The following is an 803-nucleotide window of genomic DNA, read 5'->3' as shown; positions in this document are numbered from 1 at the left end:
ACTATAAATGAGCAAGTTCGTGATTTTGCATAAAAGAAAGACACCTCGATTCCATGTGTTGTATAATGAAAGTGCCAAAACAAACATTTGCAACATTTACGAAAGAAGGTGTCTCTCGCAAATACTATACATCATTCCTCATTCATATACAACCAGTTTAAAAAATTAAACTTATGCAAATTTTATTCGAACCGAGTAATAAACCATCTTATGAGTATCCTAATCAGTATTTTCATTTCAGGATATCATGGAAAAACCACGGACTTTGCTAAAAACAGTTCCTGCCACAGAACTACGATTGCCCATTTCCTCAATTCCGGAAAATGGGATGATTCCTTACTTTCAGATACGTTAAAATGCTCTGTCATTGAGATTATTTATTCAGAAGCAGCACGCACCGGAAAACCTGTTCTCTGTATTGTGGACGATACGATTGCTTCAAAGACAAAGCCTTCGTCACAGGCTTTACATCCGATTGAAGATGCGTATTTTCACCAATCCCATTTAAAGGGAAAACCGGATTACGGGCATCAGGCAGTTGCTGTTATGCTTTCCTGCAATGGCATTGTTCTGAACTATGCTTTTGTAATGTACAATAAGTCAATTTCCAAGATTGACATTGTACAAAGCATTGCAAAGGAGCTGCCTGTTCCACCGGTAATGTCCTATTTTCTTTGCGACTGCTGGTATGTTTCTGAAAAGATAATCAATACCTTTGCACAGAGAGGGTTCCATACCATCGGTGCTTTGAAAACAAACCGTTTGCTGTATCCATCGGGAATGAAAAAGAAACTTCGTGAACT

At 38.1% G+C, this 803-nt stretch carries 1 pseudogene; it reads left to right on the top strand.

Features of this window, described 5'->3' with window-relative positions:
• Positions 1 to 210: 210 nt before the first annotated feature.
• Positions 211 to 803 (top strand): annotated as a pseudogene (locus tag ACEVJK_RS14425) (transposase); the annotation flags it as partial.

Origin of the sequence: Flintibacter sp. P01028, from assembly GCF_041925235.1 — a bacterium.
In the GTDB taxonomy this organism is placed as follows: Bacteria; Bacillota; Clostridia; order Oscillospirales; family Oscillospiraceae; genus Lawsonibacter; species Lawsonibacter aceti.
Note: the sequence above shows the minus strand (reverse complement) of the source record. Positions and strands in the feature narration are given on the sequence as shown.